Raw genomic sequence first — 15,532 nt, 5'->3', positions numbered from 1 at the left:
GTGGCCGCCGACGGTTCGAGCCGCACGCCGCAGGGCCAGATGGTGGCCGCCGACGGTTCGAGCCGCACGCCGCAAGGCCAGATGGTGGCCGCCGACGGTTCGAGCCGCACGCCGCAGGGCCAGATGGTGGCCGCCGACGGCGCCAGCCGCACGCCACAGGGCCAGATGGTGGCCGAAAACGGCGCCAGCCGCACGCCCCAGAGCCAATGGCTCGACAGCCAGAACGCCTGAATGCCGCCCCCCGTGGCGAGAGGACAAGCGCCCTCGCCACAGCCCCAACATCAAGGTGACCCCTATGCTCCTCATCGCTTTTTTGGGCGGCCTGTTGACCGTCCTCAGCCCTTGCATCCTGCCGGTGGTGCCGTTCCTGTTCGCCGGCGCCCACCGCAGCCGTTCCTCGATCCTGCTGACCCTCGGCGGCATGGCGCTGACCTTTGCGCTGGTCTCCAGCCTGGCGGTGGTCAGCAGCGAGTGGGTGATCCAGGCCAGCAACACCGGCCGCCACATCGCGCTGTTCGTGATGGTGCTGTTCGCGCTGTCGCTGATTTCGGCACGGGTCGGCGACTGGCTGACGCGCCCCTTCGTCCTGCTCGGCAACCGCCTCGATCCGGATGCCCGGCAGAAGGCCGGGCCCATGGGGTCGATCATGCTCGGCGTCGCCACCGGCCTGTTGTGGGCGCCCTGCGCCGGCCCGATCCTGGGCGTGATCCTCACCGGCGCCATGCTGCAAGGCGCCAACGCCCAGACCAGCCTGTTGCTGCTGGCCTACGGCGCGGGCAGTGCGCTGTCGCTGGGCACGCTGATCTTCGCCGGACGCGGGCTGGTCAACCGGCTCAAGCCGTCGATCCCGTTCACCGGCTGGTTTCGCCGCGGTGCCGGCGTGGCGGTGCTGGCCGCCGCCGCGGTGATCGCCACCGGCGCCGACAAGCCGCTGCTGGCCGGCACGTCCTCCGAAGGCGTGGCGTCGGTCGAGAAGGGCGTGCTGGAAAACGTGCCGAAGGTGGTCGACTACTTCATCAGCAAGGTCCGCGCGGACTCGGCCATGGAGGATGAAGGCAAGGGCACGATGCCGTCCCTGTCCGGCGCCGTGCAGTGGCTGAACTCGCCGCCGCTGACGGCCGAATCCCTGCGCGGCAAAGTGGTGCTGGTGGACTTCTGGACCTACGACTGCATCAACTGCCAGCACACCCTGCCGTACGTCAAGGCGTGGGAAGAGAAGTACGGCAAGGACGGCCTGGTGGTGATCGGCGTGCACACGCCCGAATACGGCTACGAGCGGATCATCGACAACGTCAAGGATCAGGTGAGGAAGCTCGGCATCACCTACCCGGTGGCCATCGACAACGACTACGCGATCTGGCGCCATTTCGACAACCAGTACTGGCCGGCGCATTACCTGATCGACGCCAAGGGGCAGGTGCGCTACACCCACTTCGGCGAAGGCCGCTACGAGGCCCAGGAACAGATGATCCGGCAGTTGCTGGAAGAGGCGAAAGCGCCGGCCGCATGAGCCGTGCAGACCGACGGCCCGGCGGCGAAAGCCCCGGGCCGTTTTCCGTGGGCGCGGTTGTGTTTCGGTGTCTTTACAAAATCCCGCCGCTCATCGGCAAAGCCCCGGTTTTGTGGGCTCTCCGGACGATTGGCAAGGACGCCGACCGCCCCCGGCGCGATAGTGGTCGGGTTGCGCCACTGCCGGCGCAAGCACCGATGAGAAGCAAGCGAGGTTGCCATGCCGAAGTTTGTGATTGAACGCGAGATTCCAGGGGCCGGAAAGCTCTCGCCGCAAGAACTCAAATCCGTTTCGCAGACGTCCTGCCAGGTGCTGCGCGAACTCGGGCCGCAAGTGCAGTGGCTGCACAGCTACGTCACCGGCGACAAGATCTACTGCGTGTACATCGCCCCCGATGAAGCGCTGGTTCGCGAGCACGCCAGGCTCGGCGGATTCCCCGCCAACAGCGTGTCGCAGGTGACGAGCATCATCGACCCGACCACGGCCGAATGAGCCGGGCCACCGTCAGCGGAGCTGCGCATCATGAGTACCCCCATTGATCTCTCTGCCCTGAAGGAACGCCAGAAAGTCGCCTGGGCCAGCGGCGACTATGCCGTGATCGGCACCACCTTGCAGATCGTCGGCGAAAACCTCGCCGAGGCCTGCGACCTGCGCTGCGACGAAGAAGTGCTGGACGTCGCCGCCGGCAACGGCAACGCGACGCTGGCGGCGGCACGGCGCGGTGCGTTGGTCACGTCCACCGACTATGTCGCGGCGTTGCTGGAGCGCGGCCAGGACCGGGCCCGCGCCGAGCATCTGGACGTGACCTTCCAGGTGGCGGACGCCGAAGCGCTGCCGTTCGCCGATGGCAGCTTCGACGCGGTGCTGTCGACCTTCGGCGTGATGTTCGCACCGGACCAGGACAAGGCGGCCAGCGAACTGGCGCGGGTCTGTCGGCGGGGCGGGCGGATCGGCCTGGCCAACTGGACGCCGGAAGGGTTCGTCGGCCAGATGTTCAAGACCCTGGGCCGGCACCTGCCGCCGCCGGCCGGTGCGCAGCCGCCCTCTAACTGGGGCGCTGAGGCCTGGCTGCAGGCCCGTTTCGACGACCGCCACTTTTCGGTTCGGGTGACGCGGCGCCATTTCAACTTCCGCTACCGCTCGGCGGCGCACTTCATCGATACCTTCCGCCACTGGTACGGCCCGGTGCACAAGGCCTTCGCCGCGCTGCCGCCGGAAAGCGGACTGGCGCTGGAAAGCGACTTGGCCCAACTGCTCAACAGCCTGAACCGGGGCGGGGACACGTCGCTGGTGGTGCCGAGCGAGTATCTGGAGGTGGTCATCGCCAAACGCTGAAGCCTGCTCCTGCGAATGCGGCGCTGCGACAAATGCAGGTAGAGCCGATGCCTGTATCGAAGCGGCCATCGCTTTCGCTGGCAAGCCAGCTCCCACAGGGATTGCGGTTGTCCGCCGTTGATGCGAACACCCCGGACACTGTGGGAGCTGGCTTGCCAGCGATGGCGGCGGAACCGGCAACGAAGGACCCGCGGCAATGTTCAGCTGACCTGCGCCCCCCGCGCCACCAGCAATTCGCGCAGCACCGAACGGTGGCAGTGCGCTTCTTCCTCGCAATAGCAGCCAAGGGCGAACGAAGTCTGGTGAGACAGCGCCGCCAGCAGATCCAGCATCTGGCTTGCCGCCGGCTGTTTCATCTCGGCCTTGAACTTGCGCACGAAGGCGGCCCAGGCCTTGGCGTCCTCGGCGTGCAGCGCTTCGGCCACCAGGTCGGCGCTGGGCGACAGCAGCGGCTGCCACACATCATAGAAATCACGGCGGGCGAACTCGGCCTTGGGCACTCCGCGCGGCGGGCGGCGCACGGTGCCCAGGCGCAGGCCTTCTTCGGGTGCGCGGGGCGAACCGAGGCGCACGATACGGATCGGCATGAAAAACCCCTATTTCAAGTGAGCGCCGTCAAACCACTCCAGCGCCGTGCGCCAGACGCAGATGCCGAGGAAGTAGGCCGACATCAGCAGCCACAGCCCCATCACGAACGGATTGATCACCGGATGGTTGAGCACCAGCGACAGGCTGCATAGCAGCCAGATGGCCGTCACCGCGATGTTGATCGGCATGAACCGGCGGACGCGGAACGGGTGCAGGAACTTCATCCGGGTGAGGGTCAGCAGCGCCAGGCCGATCACCGTGAGCAGGGTGATCCATGGCCCCGGCGCGATGATGTACAGGCACAGCGCGACCACGTTCCAGGCGGCGGGGAAGCCGACGAAGTAGTTGTCCTTGCTCTTCATGTTGACGTTGCAGAAGCAGAACAGCGACGACACCAGGATCAGCGACACCGTCAGCAGCAAGGTGTAGTCGGGCAGGGGAATGTAGCGGTAGATGAACAGCGCAGGGATGAACACGTAGGTCAGGTAGTCGATCACCAGGTCGAGGATCGAGCCGTCGAAGCTCGGCAGCACCGACTGCACATTGACCTTGCGCGCCAGCGCCCCGTCCAGTCCGTCGACGATCAGCGCCACGCCCAGCCACATCAGGCAATGGGTCGGCTGGTTCTCCAGCAAGGCGAGGGTGGCCAGGAAAGCGGTGACCACGCCGGTCGCGGTGAATCCGTGGGCGCCCCAGGCCTTGAGCCTGGCGATGTGGACGGTCGATATCACGGGGCGTTCTCCAGAAAGTGAGGCGGGCCGGATCAGGGTTGCAGGTATCGACCGGTGGCGCCGGGATAAGGTTCACCCTCAATGAATCTTAGCTGGCCGCGGAAAAAGGATGCCGGAGAAATCGCCGGCCGACCCCGCGCTTCAGCCAAACGGTGCTGGCGCTGCGGCAGCACAGGACTATCGTTGCCAGACGCATTCACGCCTTCCGGAGGACACCGTCATGAACACCAGCGATTTGCTTGAACAACTGCTGCGGGGCCAGGCCTCTGCGGGGCAACAAGGCGGCGCTTCGGCCGGCGACGGGCTGGGCGGACTCGGCGGTTTGCTCGGTGGCTTGCTGGGGGGCGGCAACAGCGGAGGCGGGGCGCCCGCCGGCGGGTTGGGCGGTCTGGGCGGGCTGCTCGGCGGGCTGCTGGGGGGCGGGGCTTTGGGCGGTGGCGCTCAGGGTCGCTCCGGCGGCACCAACTACGCGGCGCTGGCCTCGCTCGGGATGATGGCGTTCCAGGCGTACCAGGCCTGGCAACGCAGCCAGGCGACAGCCGCCCCGCAACAGGCGCCGCAGACCGTGGACATGCTCTCCGGCCCGCAGGTCGAGGAGCACAGCCACGCGGTGCTCCGTGCGCTGATCGCCGCGGCCAAGGCGGACGGGCGCATCGACGAGTCGGAAAAACACATGATCAGCACCGAAATCGGTCGCCACACCGACGATCCGCAGTTGCAGGAATGGCTCGACGCCGAAGTGGCCAAGCCGCTGGATCCTGCGGAGGTGGCGCAATCGGCCCAGGGCGATCCGGCGATGGCCGCCGAGATGTACCTGGCCAGCGTGATGCTGGTGGACGACCAGCAGGACGCCGAACGCAACTATCTGGATGAGCTGGCGGCGGCGTTGCGGATCGACCCCGATCTGCAGGTGCACCTGGAACAGCAGGCCAAGGGCGGCGCCTGACCCTGGTGGCCGTCAGGCGTCGCGCAGCAGGTCGTGGGCGTTGAGCAGCGCGAAGGCGACTTCCGGATGGCGCTCCAGCCCCCGGCGGATGGCGGCCGGAATCGACTGGCGGGTCTTGCGGCACAGGCCCGGCAGCTCATCGATGTCGATGGCGATGCCGCGCATCGTGCGCACTTCGCTGAACCCCGGCGAGATGCTCACGCGGATGCCCAACTGCTCGAACATCCGGCCTTGCAGGCGTTCGAGGTCGGCCAGGCTCTGCAGGTTTTCCAGGCGTTCGAGCAGGCGCTTTTCCTCCTGACGGGTCAGCATCAGGATGCGCACATCCGCGCCGGGATTCTCCAGCAGCGGATCGCGCCCGCAATTGCAGGCGCCGGGAGGGCAGGGGGAACGGAGGGGGGCGCAAATCGTCATGGCCTCCATCATAGAGGCCGTCCGACGGTTTTGCCCATGCTCGCCCGTCTGCCGTCCATCGGCGGGGCGAAAGGGTGGCGAATCCGGTCGGCCACCGCTGTCGGGCGTGCGGGCCTACTGCGACAGGCCTTCGTAGTGGGCCAGGATGGCGTTGGCCAGTTCTTCGTCGCTGACGTTCAGGCCGGGGTTGTCGTGGCGCACCTGCTGCAGCACCGATTCCAGGTACACGCCCCGGATGGCGCCGCCGCTGGCGACGAAGGCCGACAGGTCGTCACGGGCCGGAATCACCATTTTGTGGTCCTTGAAGGTCGAGTAGAGCGATGCGGAGATCCCCGCCGAAGTGGCGACGTCGCCCGCGTCCACGCGGGCCAGGGCCGAGCCGAAGGGCAGGCAGAGGATGAGGGACGAAACGAGCACTAAGTGGCGCATGGCGGTGTACCTCCAACAGCAAGCGGCTAAATGGACTTACCACATAATGTGAGAGGTGCGCGGCTGCGCGGGAGTTCCATGCCGGAGGGCGGACGGCGGGGCGCCGACACACGCCGAGACGTTCCGGTGCGGCAGTCCGGCGGAAATAGGCTTAACTCAAACACTGACGGCTCAATTGGCGGCGTGACCAGGGAGGAAACCACGGTGTCGATCAAACTGCGCTTGATGCTGCTGATAGCGACCAGCCTGGTGACGGCGCTGATCGTCAGTCTGGTGAGCTATGTGGGGAACGGGCGGATGTCCGCCGCGTTCGACGACAGCGCGGTGAGCATGTCCGCGCTGCGCAACCACCTGGAAGCCGACATGATGCACGACGCCCTGCGCGCCGATGTGTTCTCGGCGATGCTGACCGGGCTGGGCAAAAGCACCAGCACGGCGGACGAGGTGCGCCAGTCGGTCAACGAACACGCGGCGCATTTTCGCGAGGTGCTCGGCGAGAACCTGAAGCTGCCGGTCAACCCGACGATCCGCAGCGCGCTCGAACAGATCAAGCCGAGCCTGGACACCTACATCGGCGCGGGCGAGCGGATCGTCGGCCTGGCGCTGGACAACCCCGAGGCGGCGCAGCAGGAACTGGGCACGTTCAACACGGCGTTCAGTCAGCTGGAGGAGCAGATGGCCGCCCTCAGCGAACTGATCGAGAGCAACACCCGGCAGACCGGCGAGGGCACCGCAGCGGCGATCCGCAGCGCCAACGTCGCCCTCGGCGCCGTCCTGCTGGCCAGCCTGGTGCTGCTGTTGGCCGAGGGTCGTTGGGTGTACCTGGGCATCACCGGGCCGTTGAAGTCCGCCAGCCGCATCGCCGAGAGCATCGCCCACGGCAACCTCAGCGAGCCGATTGCGGAGCCGGCAGGCCGGGACGAAGCCAGCGGCCTGATCCGCACGCTGGCCACCATGCAGCGCGACCTGCGCGACATGATCGACGTGGTCCGGCGCAATGCCCACGGCGTCAGCGGCATGAGCGAACGCCTGAGCCAGGGCTGCCATCAGGTCGCCGACAGCAGCCAGCAGCAGAGCGCCGCCGCCGGCACCATGGCGGCGGCCGCCAGCCAGATGACCGCCAGCATCGAAGAGATCACCCGGCACGCCGAACGTGCCCTGGACATGGCCAACCAGGCCGAGTCCCTGGCCAAGGACGGCGGACAGGTGATCCACCAGGTGGTCAGCGACATGGACGACATCGCCCGTTCGGCCCAGCGCTCGGCCCAGGTCATCCGGACGCTGGACCAGGAGTCCGAAGGGATCTTCAACATCATCCAGGTGATCAAGAGCATCGCCGACCAGACCAACCTGCTGGCGCTCAACGCCGCCATCGAAGCGGCCCGGGCCGGGGAGCAGGGGCGCGGTTTCGCGGTGGTCGCCGACGAGGTGCGCAGCCTCGCCGCCCGCACCAGCGCATCGACCCAGGAAATCGCCGCCATGGTCGAACGCATCCAGAACAGCACCCGCGAAGCGGTCAGCAGCATGGAGGCCGGCGTGGCCCAGGTCGACAAGGGCATGGCGGTCACGGCGGACGTCGAGCGCGCCATCCGAGAGATCCTCGAAGCCACGCTCAACACCACGCAGCTGGTCAACGACATCAGCCGCACCATCGGCGAGCAGAGCCAGGCCAGCAACGAAATCGCCCACCAGGTGGAAATGATCGCCGGGATGTCGGAGGGCAACAGCAAGGTGATCGGCGAGACGGCGGGCACCACCGACGAACTGTCGAGCCTGGCGGGGCGTTTGGCGCAGTCGGTGGACCGGTTCCGGCTGTGATGGCGCAGATCCGCTTAATGCCGTGTTACATATTGGCCGATCACCCGCAAACCCTGTGGGAGCGGGCCTGTTCGCGATGAACCCGCTCCAAGCCGCCCCGGAAACGGCTGAAAGGCTTCAGTCAGAGCCCGGCCCACCGTCATGATCCGCCCCGCGCGGCCGATAACGGGTCAGGCGCAAAGAGACCGCCAAGTCGGGAACAGACGCGCGGGTTGGCCCTGACGTGATATTCTTCGCGCCAACTTGGTTTGACCTCATTCGGTTCGGCCCGCCATTCGCGGGCCGGCGGAATCACTGTCGCTCAAGTAGCTGAAGCCAATAATGATAAGAAGTCAGTTCAGAAGGGACATATAACTGAGGCCGATGTGGCATGTCGGCCTTGTGTGCCCACCCGTCAATCTTGAAGTGTGCCGGAACCTGCGCCGCTAGCCTGAGCGTCGCGAGAAAGGGGCCCCACACGCACAACAGCGGCGGGCGGAAGGCGTTTTATCATAGGTGCAACAGATGTTTAAAAAAGTGAACACGGCCTTGCTGGGGCTGGCTTTGTCGATGGGGCTGTCGTCCGCCTACGCGGAAGAAGCGAAGAAAGTGGACGTGCTGCTGATCGGCGGCGGCATCATGAGCACCACTCTGGGTGTGTGGCTCAACGAGCTGGAGCCGGGCTGGTCGATGGAAATGGTCGAGCGCCTCGACGGCGTCGCCCTGGAAAGCTCCAACGGCTGGAACAACGCCGGTACCGGTCACTCTGCGCTGGCTGAGCTGAACTACACCCCGGAAGACGAGAACGGCAAAGTCTCGATCCCGAAAGCCGTCGAGATCAACGAAGCGTTCCAGGTGTCCCGTCAGTTCTGGGCCTGGCAGGTTCGCCAGGGCGTCCTGAAGAATCCGCGCTCGTTCATCAACACCACGCCGCACATGAGCTTCGTGTGGGGTGACGACAACATCAAGTTCCTGAAGAAACGCTACGAAGCCCTGCAGGCGAGCCCGCTGTTCGCCGGCATGCAGTACTCCGAAGATCCGGAAGTGATCAAGAAGTGGGTTCCGCTGATGATGGAAGGGCGTGACCCGAACCAGAAGATCGCGGCCACCTGGAGCCCGCTGGGCACCGACATGAACTTCGGCGAGATCACCCGCCAGTTCGCCGGCTACCTGCAGACCAAGCCGAACTTCGACCTGAAGCTGTCGAGCGAAGTGCAGGACATCACCAAGAACGCCGACGGCAGCTGGCGCGTCAGCTACAAGAACCTGAAGGACGGCACTAAGACCGAGACCGACGCCAAGTTCGTGTTCATCGGCGCCGGCGGTGGTGCCCTGCACCTGCTGCAGAAGTCCGGCATCGAAGAGGCCAAGGAATACGCCGGCTTCCCGGTGGGCGGTTCGTTCCTGGTGACCGACAACCCGGCCATCGCCGAGCAGCACCTGGCCAAGGCCTACGGCAAGGCGTCCGTCGGCGCTCCGCCGATGTCCGTTCCGCACCTGGACACCCGTGTCCTGGACGGCAAGCGCGTCATCCTGTTCGGGCCGTTCGCGACCTTCAGCACCAAGTTCCTCAAGGAAGGTTCGTACCTGGACCTGCTGACCAGCACCACCACCCACAACATCTGGCCTATGACCAAGGTCGGCATCAAGGAATACCCGCTGGTCGAGTACCTCGCCGGCCAACTGATGCTGTCGGATGAAGACCGCCTGAACGCGCTGAAGGAATACTTCCCGAACGCCAAGGCCGAAGACTGGCGCCTGTGGCAGGCCGGCCAGCGCGTGCAGATCATCAAGCGTGACGAGCAGGCCGGTGGCGTGCTGAAGCTGGGCACCGAGATCGTCGCTTCGCAGGACGGCACCATCGCCGGTCTGCTGGGCGCATCGCCAGGCGCTTCGACCGCTGCACCGATCATGCTGAGCGTGCTGCAGAAGGTCTTCAAGGACAAGGTCGCCACCCCTGAGTGGCAAGCCAAGCTGCACCAGATCGTTCCGAGCTACGGCACCCAGCTGAACAGCGATCCGGCCAAAGTGGCCGAAGAGTGGGCCTACACCGCCAAGGTCCTGGAACTGCCGACCCCACCGGTCATCGGCCAGGCCGCCCCGGCGGCGGACGCTGCGGCCGACAAGGCCAAGGCACCGAAGGAAAACGCTGCACGTGACATGGCGCTGTAACCAGCGGCCAGATTGAGAAAGCCCACTGAACCGGTGACGGTCAGTGGGCTTTTTTGTGCCTGGCGTCTTGCCTGCGGCGAGGGGGCTGGTTCCCGCCCACCCAACGAATCAGGCCTTGGCCGCCGCCAGGTAAGCCCCGAGCCGCCGCCCCATTTCCTCCCCCAGCGCCTGCAGCGCGCTCATGGGACGCACCATGACCTCGAACTCGACGATCTTCCCCTGTTCATCGAAACGGATCATGTCGATGCCCTTGAGCTCCTTGTTCCCCACTTTGGCGCTGAACTCCAGCACCACGTTCAGCCCGTCCGCCGTCGCCAGTTCCCGGTGGTAGGTGAAGTCCTCGAACACGTTGCTCACGGTGTTGAGGATCATGGCGACCACGTGCCCGCCCGGATAGGGCTTATGGGCCATCGGCGAACGGAACACGGCCTTGGGGTCGAGCAGTTCGGGCAGCGCGGAGAGGTTGCCGGTGCGGATCATTGCGTGCCAGCGCTCCAGGGACTGGGCGGCGTTGGGGTGCAGGTTCAGGTCAGCCATCGTTCACTCCTGTCTGTTGTTGTTCTTCGAAAGGCGAACATGACTCTAGATCAACAGGCGGGAATGGGCACCTTTGTGTGCCGCGCTGAATGTCCGGGCATCGCGCAAGCGGATCAGACGCCCATCTGATCCGCTTTTTCTGTCGCGATCTGCCTCTGTAACCCAAACAGACAGGCGCTCAAAATAGCCCGGCAGTTCGGTCATCCGCGGCGGCCTTCATCCCGAAACGCCCGGTGCACCGCAAACCTGGCATTGAGGAGAGCAACATGGCGAAGATGGCGATTTTCCTGGGTGGGTTCCTGACGCTGACCATTCTGATCGGTGTGCTGGCGACCATCTCTCCGGTTTGAGGCCCGTGCCGGGTCGGACCGATCATCTCTATGCCCGTGCACGCGCTTCTTGTGTGTGCGGCGCTCAGAAGCGCCTGGTCAATTCAGAGTGATGACTTTGTAGCCTTTGCGGTCGGGCAGGGCATTGATCCCTTTGGCTTCCGGCGATTGGCCTGACTTTGCAGAGTAGTCATAGACGAGAAACTTCGAAGAGACTTCATACCCTTCATTGGGTATGACCAGGCGCATCCTTTGCGAACCCAGGTACAGCAGGCTAGGCACCGCTTTTTCTGCAAAATCGATTCGCTCCAGGCTTCCACTGGTTGGGTTTTTGCGTAGCACGGCACCTTTCAGATAGGGAGATCCGTAGTTCATCGCATAGATCAAACTGGATCCTGCACACTTTGCCAATACGATCTCACCGACAAAGTCCGAGTCCGGCATGTCTGTAAAGGCCGCTTGGGTTTGGTTGTCGATTTTTACGAAAAGCCGTTGCCCGTCGGCACTTGACGTCGTGAGCAATGAGGCGCTTGTTCCGTCTGAGAATGGGCACTCGACAAGAACTTCTTTTGTGTCCGCCAAAGCCGGCTGAAATAGGACGGAGACAATTAAAAACCACCACGCGCTTTTCATTTCAATGTATTCCTCAGAATGTCCATTGAGTTTGGGTTGGCAGCCAGTTTTTTGGCGCAGTCGCTTATTTTTCGATAATAAACACCGTTGGGAATCCCCCGGTATTTTTTATAGGCCTCTTCTGTAGAGCTCGAAATGTCTAACCAATACTGCATGTATTCTGTTCCGATCTGGATGTTCTGAGCCTCGTCCCAAATGGCGGGTGAGTCGTAAAACTCCGCACCTGCCTTGAAGGCCTCTTGAGTCTGAGGGTCGCTCGGCGAACGGCCAAGTTCTTTCTTTTTCCGGTATTTGTAGACTTGTTGCACCGCCGGTTTTTGCATCTGCATGAGGCCTCGTGCCGAGTGCTTTCCGAGCCCGGCGTTGGCATCAAAGTGTGATTCCATATAGATCTGGCAAATGACAGTGTTGGTGTCGATGGTAGACCGATTGTTTGCCTCGACCAGTTTTCTGATTTCTCTCAGACGTTGACTGTCATCCACGACGATTTTCGCTGAAGCGGTATCCGCTTTGGGCGTAAGTGGTTTTTTAGCAGTGACAAGCGGTTTGGTCTTAGGCATCTACAGCGTCCCATCCAGGATTAATTGGCGGAATGTCGTCATAAACTTCAATGGTGGCCATTTCTGCTTCGGTACTGGTGACCTTTGCCGTTCTCCCTTGATCGTCGGTGCGTCCAACAATGGTTTTGCCGGAGGCGGTCTTGATGACATAGGGAAAGTTCCTGAGCGGCAAGCCCGTATCTTGGCTTGTCAGAACGAAGTCCAGATCATGCTCAGTGCTCTCGGGTACGGTTTTTCGTTCCAGCAGCTGTCCGACGCTTCCGATGGCCGCCGCCAGGGGTACTGTCGGCGCCAGGATCGCAATCCCGCTGCCCACCCCCGGCGCGCCGCCGGTATTGGCCTTCACCTCGGCCCCGCTGATGGTCACCCCACCCGCATCCACCTTCACGAAACTGCCGCCGGCCTTGGCCGTCAGTTCCATGCCGCCCTCGACCACGACCTTCTCGCCGGCGTGGTAGTGGATCTCGGTGCCGGCCTCGACGAACTGCCCGGTGCCGACCTTCACGTGCCGGGTCACGCCCACGGTGAGGTGGTCGTCGGCGCGCATTTCGCTCTTGCGGTCCAGGTGGGTGATGCGGTGTTCCTCGACCTTGAACTCGCTGTAGGCGTTGGCCTCGACGGTGTCGTGCCGTTCGTTGCCGATGCGGATCCGTTGGTCGTGCTCGATGTTCTCGTCCCAGTCGCGCTGGGCGTGCAGGTAGATCTGCTCGGCGCCCTTGCGGTCCTCGATGCGCAGTTCGTTGTAGCCCTTGCCGCCGGGGGAGCTCAAGGTCTTGAAGGTGCTGCGGGTCTTGTTCGCGGGCAGGTCGTAGGGGACGACGTTTTCCTTGTGGTACAGGCAGCCGGTGACCAGCGGCTGGTCGGGGTCGCCCTCGAGGAAGGTGACCAGCACCTCCATGCCCACGCGCGGGATGGCGATGCCGCCGTAGGCCGCGCCGGCCCAGCCGCTGGCCACGCGCAGCCAGCAGGTGGTCTTGTCGTCGGCCTGGCCGTCGCGGTCCCAGTGGAACTGCACCTTGATCCGCCCGTACGGGTCGCAGTGGATCTCCTCGCCGGCGGGACCGGTGACGACGGCGGTCTGGCTGCCGAGGACACGGGGCTTGGGGTGTTCGAGGGCAGGGCGGTAGTGGGCGTCCCACGGGGTGGCGAGGAAGGTGTTGCGGTAGCCCTGGTGGAAGTCGTCCTTGCCGTCGGTGACGTCGCTGGTGACGTTCTCGCCCAGCACCTGCGGCTGCTTGCCCTCGTGGATCACCTCCAGCAGCAGCCAGAGGTCGTTCCACTCGGCGCGCGGGTGCTCGGCCAGGGTGAGGAAGTGGCCGCAGGCCAGGGTCGGTTCGTCGCCCTTGCCCTCGGCCAGGGCGTAGTCGCTGCGGTGGCGTTCGAGGGCGCGGGTGGCCAGCTGCTTGCCGCGCTCGCGGGCGGTGAAGCGGCCGGGGTAGTCGTAGTCCTCAAGGTCCGGCATGAACGCCGACTTGGCGGCGGCCTCGGGCAGGATCTTCGGCTTCTCGAAGTCGTAGTCGCGGCGGGCGACGCGGCTGGTGCGGGTCTCCAGGCGCAGGTTGAAGCGCTTGACGACCGGCTTGTCGGCGGCCATGCCGGAGTCCTGCTGGTAGCTCACCGGCTTGAGCTTGCGGAACACGGTCTGGTCGTCGCCGAACACCAGCTTGTGGCCGCTTGTGCTGTGCTGGAAATGGAAGTGGATGCCTTCCTCCTCGCACAGGCGCTGGATGAAGTGCAGGTCGGACTCGTCGTACTGCACGCAGTAGTCGCGCTCGGGGTACTCGGCGCCGAGCTGGAAGCTGTAGGCGTCGGCGAGGATGCCGCGGTCCTCCAGCACCCGGGCGATGATCTTGGGCACGGTGAGCTGCTGGAAGATCTGCTGGTCGTGGTTGTGGCGCAGGTAGGCCAGCTGCGGCACCAGGCTCAGGCTGTAGCGGGTGAGGGTGCGGCCGGAGTCGCCTTGCTCGATGCGGTACACCAGGCCGTGGATCTTGCCCTCGCCGGTGGCGCCGAAGGTGAGGACGCCGGGCTTGTGCAGCAGTTCTTCGAGGGCGAGGTTGGGGCGGGCGCTGACCAGTTCGATGTCGAAGCAAAAAGGTTGGTTGAGGGCTTCGCGGCCGGTGAAGCTGAGCACCTGGAAGTCCGCGTTGGCGCCTTCGAGGGTGAGGGTGATGTGCGTAGCGTTGGCGTCCAGCATGCTTGAATCCATCCCTTGGAATAGCAGCACTGAAGTGTGTGGAAGCCTGGATGCTATCAAAAAAACGATGGAGCGGGCTTGCGTGATTAAACTCCCTTGCACGCCTGCGCAACGGGGGCGGACACGACAGGAGCGGCGCATGGATTCGTTGATCACGGCCGCCGGCCGGGCGCTGGCGCTGGGTGACCCGCTGACGGCACTGAACTTCGTGGCCTTGCGCGAGGATCCGCCGGCCTTGGCGCTGCGCGGCATCGCCATGGCCCAGCTCGGCGAGTGGGGCACGTCCAGGGCGCTGCTGCAACGGGCGGTGAAGGCGTTCGGTGCCCACGAGCCGGTGCCCCGCGCACGGTGTGTGGTGGCCGAGGCCGAGGTGGCGCTGGCGATGCGGGATCTGGGCTGGCCGGTGAATGCGCTGGAGGCGGCGCGGGCGCTGCTGAGCGATCACGGCGACCGGGTGAATGCGGCGCACGCCCGCTACGTGCAGATCCGCCGGTGCCTGCTCATCGGTGAACTGGATGAGGCCCGGCGGTTGCTCGACGGGCTGGATCCGGCGCCGTTGCCGCCCGCGCTGCAAGCGGCCCATGCGCTGATGCTGGCCGGTATCGCCCAGCGGCGGATGCGGGCGCATGAAGCGCACGGTTTGCTGCTGCGGGCCGGGCAGGCGGCGCAACGGGCAGGCATCGGCGCGTTGTCGGCCGAGGTTGCGCAGGCCATGCGCCAACTGCAGGCGCCGGCTGCGCATCTGACCGTCGACGGGCAGGGGCAGGCGGTGACGCTGGCCCAGGTCGAAGCGTTGTTCGCCTCGCGCACGCTGGTGGTCGATGCTTGCCGTTACCGGGCGTGCGGCGCCGGCATGACGGTGTCGCTCGCCACGCGCCCGTTGCTGTTCAACCTGCTCCGTTGGCTCGCCGAAGCCTGGCCGGGCGATGTCTCCCGGGAAACCCTGATCGCCAAGGCGTTTCGCCTCAGGCTTGGCGATGAGTCCCATCGGGTGCGCCTGCGGGTGGAGATCGGCCGGCTGCGCGCGGGGCTGCAACCGTTGGCCGGGATCCGGGCCACGCCACGCGGCTATGCGCTGGAGGCCGACGAAGCTGCGCTGCTCACACCGCCGGTGGAGGGCCGGCACGCCGGGCTGATGGCCCTGTTGGCCGACGGCGAGGCCTGGTCGAGCTCGGCGTTGGCGCTGGCGTCGGGCAACAGTCAGCGTCAGGTGCAACGGGCCCTGGAGTCCCTCGCCGCCGACGGTAAGGTGCAGGCGTTCGGTCGGGCGCGCGCACGGCGCTGGACGATGCCGCCGGGGCCGGGTTTCGCGACGGTCTTGTTACTCCCGCTGTCGCTGGGCAATGGCTAGGCT

16 protein-coding genes and 2 pseudogenes are annotated in these 15,532 nt (G+C 65.2%); 9 read left to right on the top strand and 9 right to left on the bottom strand.

Going from position 1 to position 15,532, the window contains the following annotated elements; genetic code table 11:
• The 4 genes and pseudogenes from ACIP0B_RS07985 to ACIP0B_RS07970 all read left to right on the top strand — a co-directional run.
• Positions 1–231: pseudogene (locus ACIP0B_RS07985) on the top strand (hypothetical protein); the annotation flags it as partial.
• A 64-nt stretch (positions 232–295) separates the two neighbouring features.
• Positions 296–1,510 (top strand): cytochrome c biogenesis protein DipZ, encoded by a 1,215-nt coding sequence (locus tag ACIP0B_RS07980; protein WP_400831027.1) that lies wholly within the window; start codon positions 296–298, stop codon positions 1,508–1,510.
• 219 nt (positions 1,511–1,729) lie between these two features.
• Positions 1,730–2,002: a DUF4242 domain-containing protein gene (locus tag ACIP0B_RS07975; RefSeq protein WP_217892640.1), complete on the top strand. Its 273-nt coding sequence runs from the start codon at positions 1,730–1,732 to the stop codon at positions 2,000–2,002.
• Between the two features lie 30 nt (positions 2,003–2,032).
• A complete protein-coding gene (locus ACIP0B_RS07970; protein WP_400831026.1) occupies positions 2,033–2,845 on the top strand; it encodes a class I SAM-dependent methyltransferase in 813 nt (270 codons plus the stop codon).
• Positions 2,846–3,045: 200 nt separating this feature from the next.
• Here the strand turns inward: ACIP0B_RS07970 and ACIP0B_RS07965 are convergent, their stop codons facing one another.
• Positions 3,046–3,432: a DUF488 domain-containing protein gene (locus ACIP0B_RS07965; protein WP_085586716.1), complete on the bottom strand. Its 387-nt coding sequence runs from the start codon at positions 3,430–3,432 to the stop codon at positions 3,046–3,048.
• Between the two features lie 9 nt (positions 3,433–3,441).
• Positions 3,442–4,164 carry a phosphatidylcholine synthase gene (gene pcsA / locus ACIP0B_RS07960; protein ID WP_400831024.1) on the bottom strand — a complete coding sequence of 241 codons (723 nt, stop codon included), beginning with the start codon at positions 4,162–4,164 and terminating at the stop codon, positions 3,442–3,444.
• A gap of 220 nt (positions 4,165–4,384) precedes the next feature.
• On the opposite strand from pcsA, the gene ACIP0B_RS07955 reads away from it, so the two are divergent.
• Positions 4,385–5,110 (top strand): tellurite resistance TerB family protein, encoded by a 726-nt coding sequence (locus ACIP0B_RS07955; RefSeq protein ID WP_400831022.1) that lies wholly within the window; start codon positions 4,385–4,387, stop codon positions 5,108–5,110.
• 12 nt (positions 5,111–5,122) lie between these two features.
• On the opposite strand, the gene ACIP0B_RS07950 is transcribed toward ACIP0B_RS07955, so the two are convergent.
• Both ACIP0B_RS07950 and ACIP0B_RS07945 read right to left on the bottom strand, forming a co-directional pair.
• The gene (locus tag ACIP0B_RS07950) at positions 5,123–5,524 is read right to left on the bottom strand and encodes a hypothetical protein (RefSeq protein WP_400831020.1); all 402 of its coding nucleotides are present in this window, start codon (positions 5,522–5,524) and stop codon (positions 5,123–5,125) included.
• Between the two features lie 114 nt (positions 5,525–5,638).
• Positions 5,639–5,953, bottom strand: a complete 315-nt coding sequence (locus ACIP0B_RS07945; protein WP_400831018.1) for a DUF2388 domain-containing protein — start codon at positions 5,951–5,953, stop codon at positions 5,639–5,641.
• 30 nt (positions 5,954–5,983) lie between these two features.
• On the opposite strand from ACIP0B_RS07945, the pseudogene ACIP0B_RS07940 reads away from it, so the two are divergent.
• The 3 genes and pseudogenes from ACIP0B_RS07940 to mqo all read left to right on the top strand — a co-directional run.
• Positions 5,984–6,916, top strand: a pseudogene (locus ACIP0B_RS07940) (MCP four helix bundle domain-containing protein); the annotation flags it as partial.
• Positions 6,908–7,771, top strand: coding sequence for a methyl-accepting chemotaxis protein (locus tag ACIP0B_RS07935; protein ID WP_400831095.1), 864 nt, complete (start codon positions 6,908–6,910; stop codon positions 7,769–7,771). The pseudogene ACIP0B_RS07940 and the gene ACIP0B_RS07935, both read left to right, overlap by 9 nt.
• A 504-nt stretch (positions 7,772–8,275) precedes the next feature.
• Positions 8,276–9,922, top strand: coding sequence for a malate dehydrogenase (quinone) (gene mqo / locus ACIP0B_RS07930; protein WP_400831017.1), 1,647 nt, complete (start codon positions 8,276–8,278; stop codon positions 9,920–9,922).
• A gap of 108 nt (positions 9,923–10,030) precedes the next feature.
• Here mqo and ACIP0B_RS07925 read toward each other — a convergent pair whose 3' ends face one another.
• The 5 genes from ACIP0B_RS07925 to tssI all read right to left on the bottom strand — a co-directional run bounded on the left by ACIP0B_RS07925 (position 10,031) and on the right by tssI (position 14,178).
• The gene (locus tag ACIP0B_RS07925; RefSeq protein ID WP_400831015.1) at positions 10,031–10,459 is read right to left on the bottom strand and encodes a nuclear transport factor 2 family protein; all 429 of its coding nucleotides are present in this window, start codon (positions 10,457–10,459) and stop codon (positions 10,031–10,033) included.
• A 45-nt stretch (positions 10,460–10,504) separates the two neighbouring features.
• A complete protein-coding gene (locus tag ACIP0B_RS07920; protein WP_400831013.1) occupies positions 10,505–10,663 on the bottom strand; it encodes a hypothetical protein in 159 nt (52 codons plus the stop codon).
• Positions 10,664–10,887: 224 nt separating this feature from the next.
• A complete protein-coding gene (locus tag ACIP0B_RS07915) occupies positions 10,888–11,421 on the bottom strand; it encodes a hypothetical protein (RefSeq protein WP_400831012.1) in 534 nt (177 codons plus the stop codon).
• On the bottom strand, positions 11,418–11,981 hold the full coding sequence (locus ACIP0B_RS07910) for a lytic transglycosylase domain-containing protein (protein ID WP_400831010.1): 564 nt from the start codon (positions 11,979–11,981) through the stop codon (positions 11,418–11,420). The genes ACIP0B_RS07915 and ACIP0B_RS07910 overlap by 4 nt, the downstream gene beginning before the upstream one ends.
• Positions 11,974–14,178, bottom strand: a complete 2,205-nt coding sequence (gene tssI, locus ACIP0B_RS07905) for a type VI secretion system tip protein TssI/VgrG (RefSeq protein ID WP_400831008.1) — start codon at positions 14,176–14,178, stop codon at positions 11,974–11,976. The genes ACIP0B_RS07910 and tssI overlap by 8 nt, the downstream gene beginning before the upstream one ends.
• A 139-nt stretch (positions 14,179–14,317) precedes the next feature.
• Here tssI and ACIP0B_RS07900 point away from each other — a divergent pair, with 139 nt between their 5' ends.
• Positions 14,318–15,529: a helix-turn-helix domain-containing protein gene (locus ACIP0B_RS07900; RefSeq protein ID WP_400831006.1), complete on the top strand. Its 1,212-nt coding sequence runs from the start codon at positions 14,318–14,320 to the stop codon at positions 15,527–15,529.
• The last annotated feature ends 3 nt before the right edge of the window (positions 15,530–15,532 follow it).

Origin of the sequence: Pseudomonas sp. NPDC089534, from assembly GCF_044749305.1 — a bacterium.
Lineage (GTDB): Bacteria > Pseudomonadota > Gammaproteobacteria > Pseudomonadales > Pseudomonadaceae > Aquipseudomonas > Aquipseudomonas ekonensis.
Note: the sequence above shows the minus strand (reverse complement) of the source record. Positions and strands in the feature narration are given on the sequence as shown.

Coding starts and splice junctions, on each gene's coding strand:
- ACIP0B_RS07965 (WP_085586716.1), bottom strand. CDS start 3,432: ATGCCGATCCGTATCGTGCGCCTCGGTTCGCCCCGCGCACCCGAAGAA.
- ACIP0B_RS07925 (WP_400831015.1), bottom strand. CDS start 10,459: ATGGCTGACCTGAACCTGCACCCCAACGCCGCCCAGTCCCTGGAGCGC.
- ACIP0B_RS07945 (WP_400831018.1), bottom strand. CDS start 5,953: ATGCGCCACTTAGTGCTCGTTTCGTCCCTCATCCTCTGCCTGCCCTTC.
- ACIP0B_RS07920 (WP_400831013.1), bottom strand. CDS start 10,663: ATGACCGAACTGCCGGGCTATTTTGAGCGCCTGTCTGTTTGGGTTACA.
- ACIP0B_RS07970 (WP_400831026.1), top strand. CDS start 2,033: ATGAGTACCCCCATTGATCTCTCTGCCCTGAAGGAACGCCAGAAAGTC.
- ACIP0B_RS07910 (WP_400831010.1), bottom strand. CDS start 11,981: ATGCCTAAGACCAAACCGCTTGTCACTGCTAAAAAACCACTTACGCCC.
- ACIP0B_RS07950 (WP_400831020.1), bottom strand. CDS start 5,524: ATGACGATTTGCGCCCCCCTCCGTTCCCCCTGCCCTCCCGGCGCCTGC.
- tssI (WP_400831008.1), bottom strand. CDS start 14,178: ATGCTGGACGCCAACGCTACGCACATCACCCTCACCCTCGAAGGCGCC.
- ACIP0B_RS07955 (WP_400831022.1), top strand. CDS start 4,385: ATGAACACCAGCGATTTGCTTGAACAACTGCTGCGGGGCCAGGCCTCT.
- ACIP0B_RS07975 (WP_217892640.1), top strand. CDS start 1,730: ATGCCGAAGTTTGTGATTGAACGCGAGATTCCAGGGGCCGGAAAGCTC.
- ACIP0B_RS07915 (WP_400831012.1), bottom strand. CDS start 11,421: ATGAAAAGCGCGTGGTGGTTTTTAATTGTCTCCGTCCTATTTCAGCCG.
- ACIP0B_RS07980 (WP_400831027.1), top strand. CDS start 296: ATGCTCCTCATCGCTTTTTTGGGCGGCCTGTTGACCGTCCTCAGCCCT.
- ACIP0B_RS07900 (WP_400831006.1), top strand. CDS start 14,318: ATGGATTCGTTGATCACGGCCGCCGGCCGGGCGCTGGCGCTGGGTGAC.
- ACIP0B_RS07935 (WP_400831095.1), top strand. CDS start 6,908: ATGCAGCGCGACCTGCGCGACATGATCGACGTGGTCCGGCGCAATGCC.
- mqo (WP_400831017.1), top strand. CDS start 8,276: ATGTTTAAAAAAGTGAACACGGCCTTGCTGGGGCTGGCTTTGTCGATG.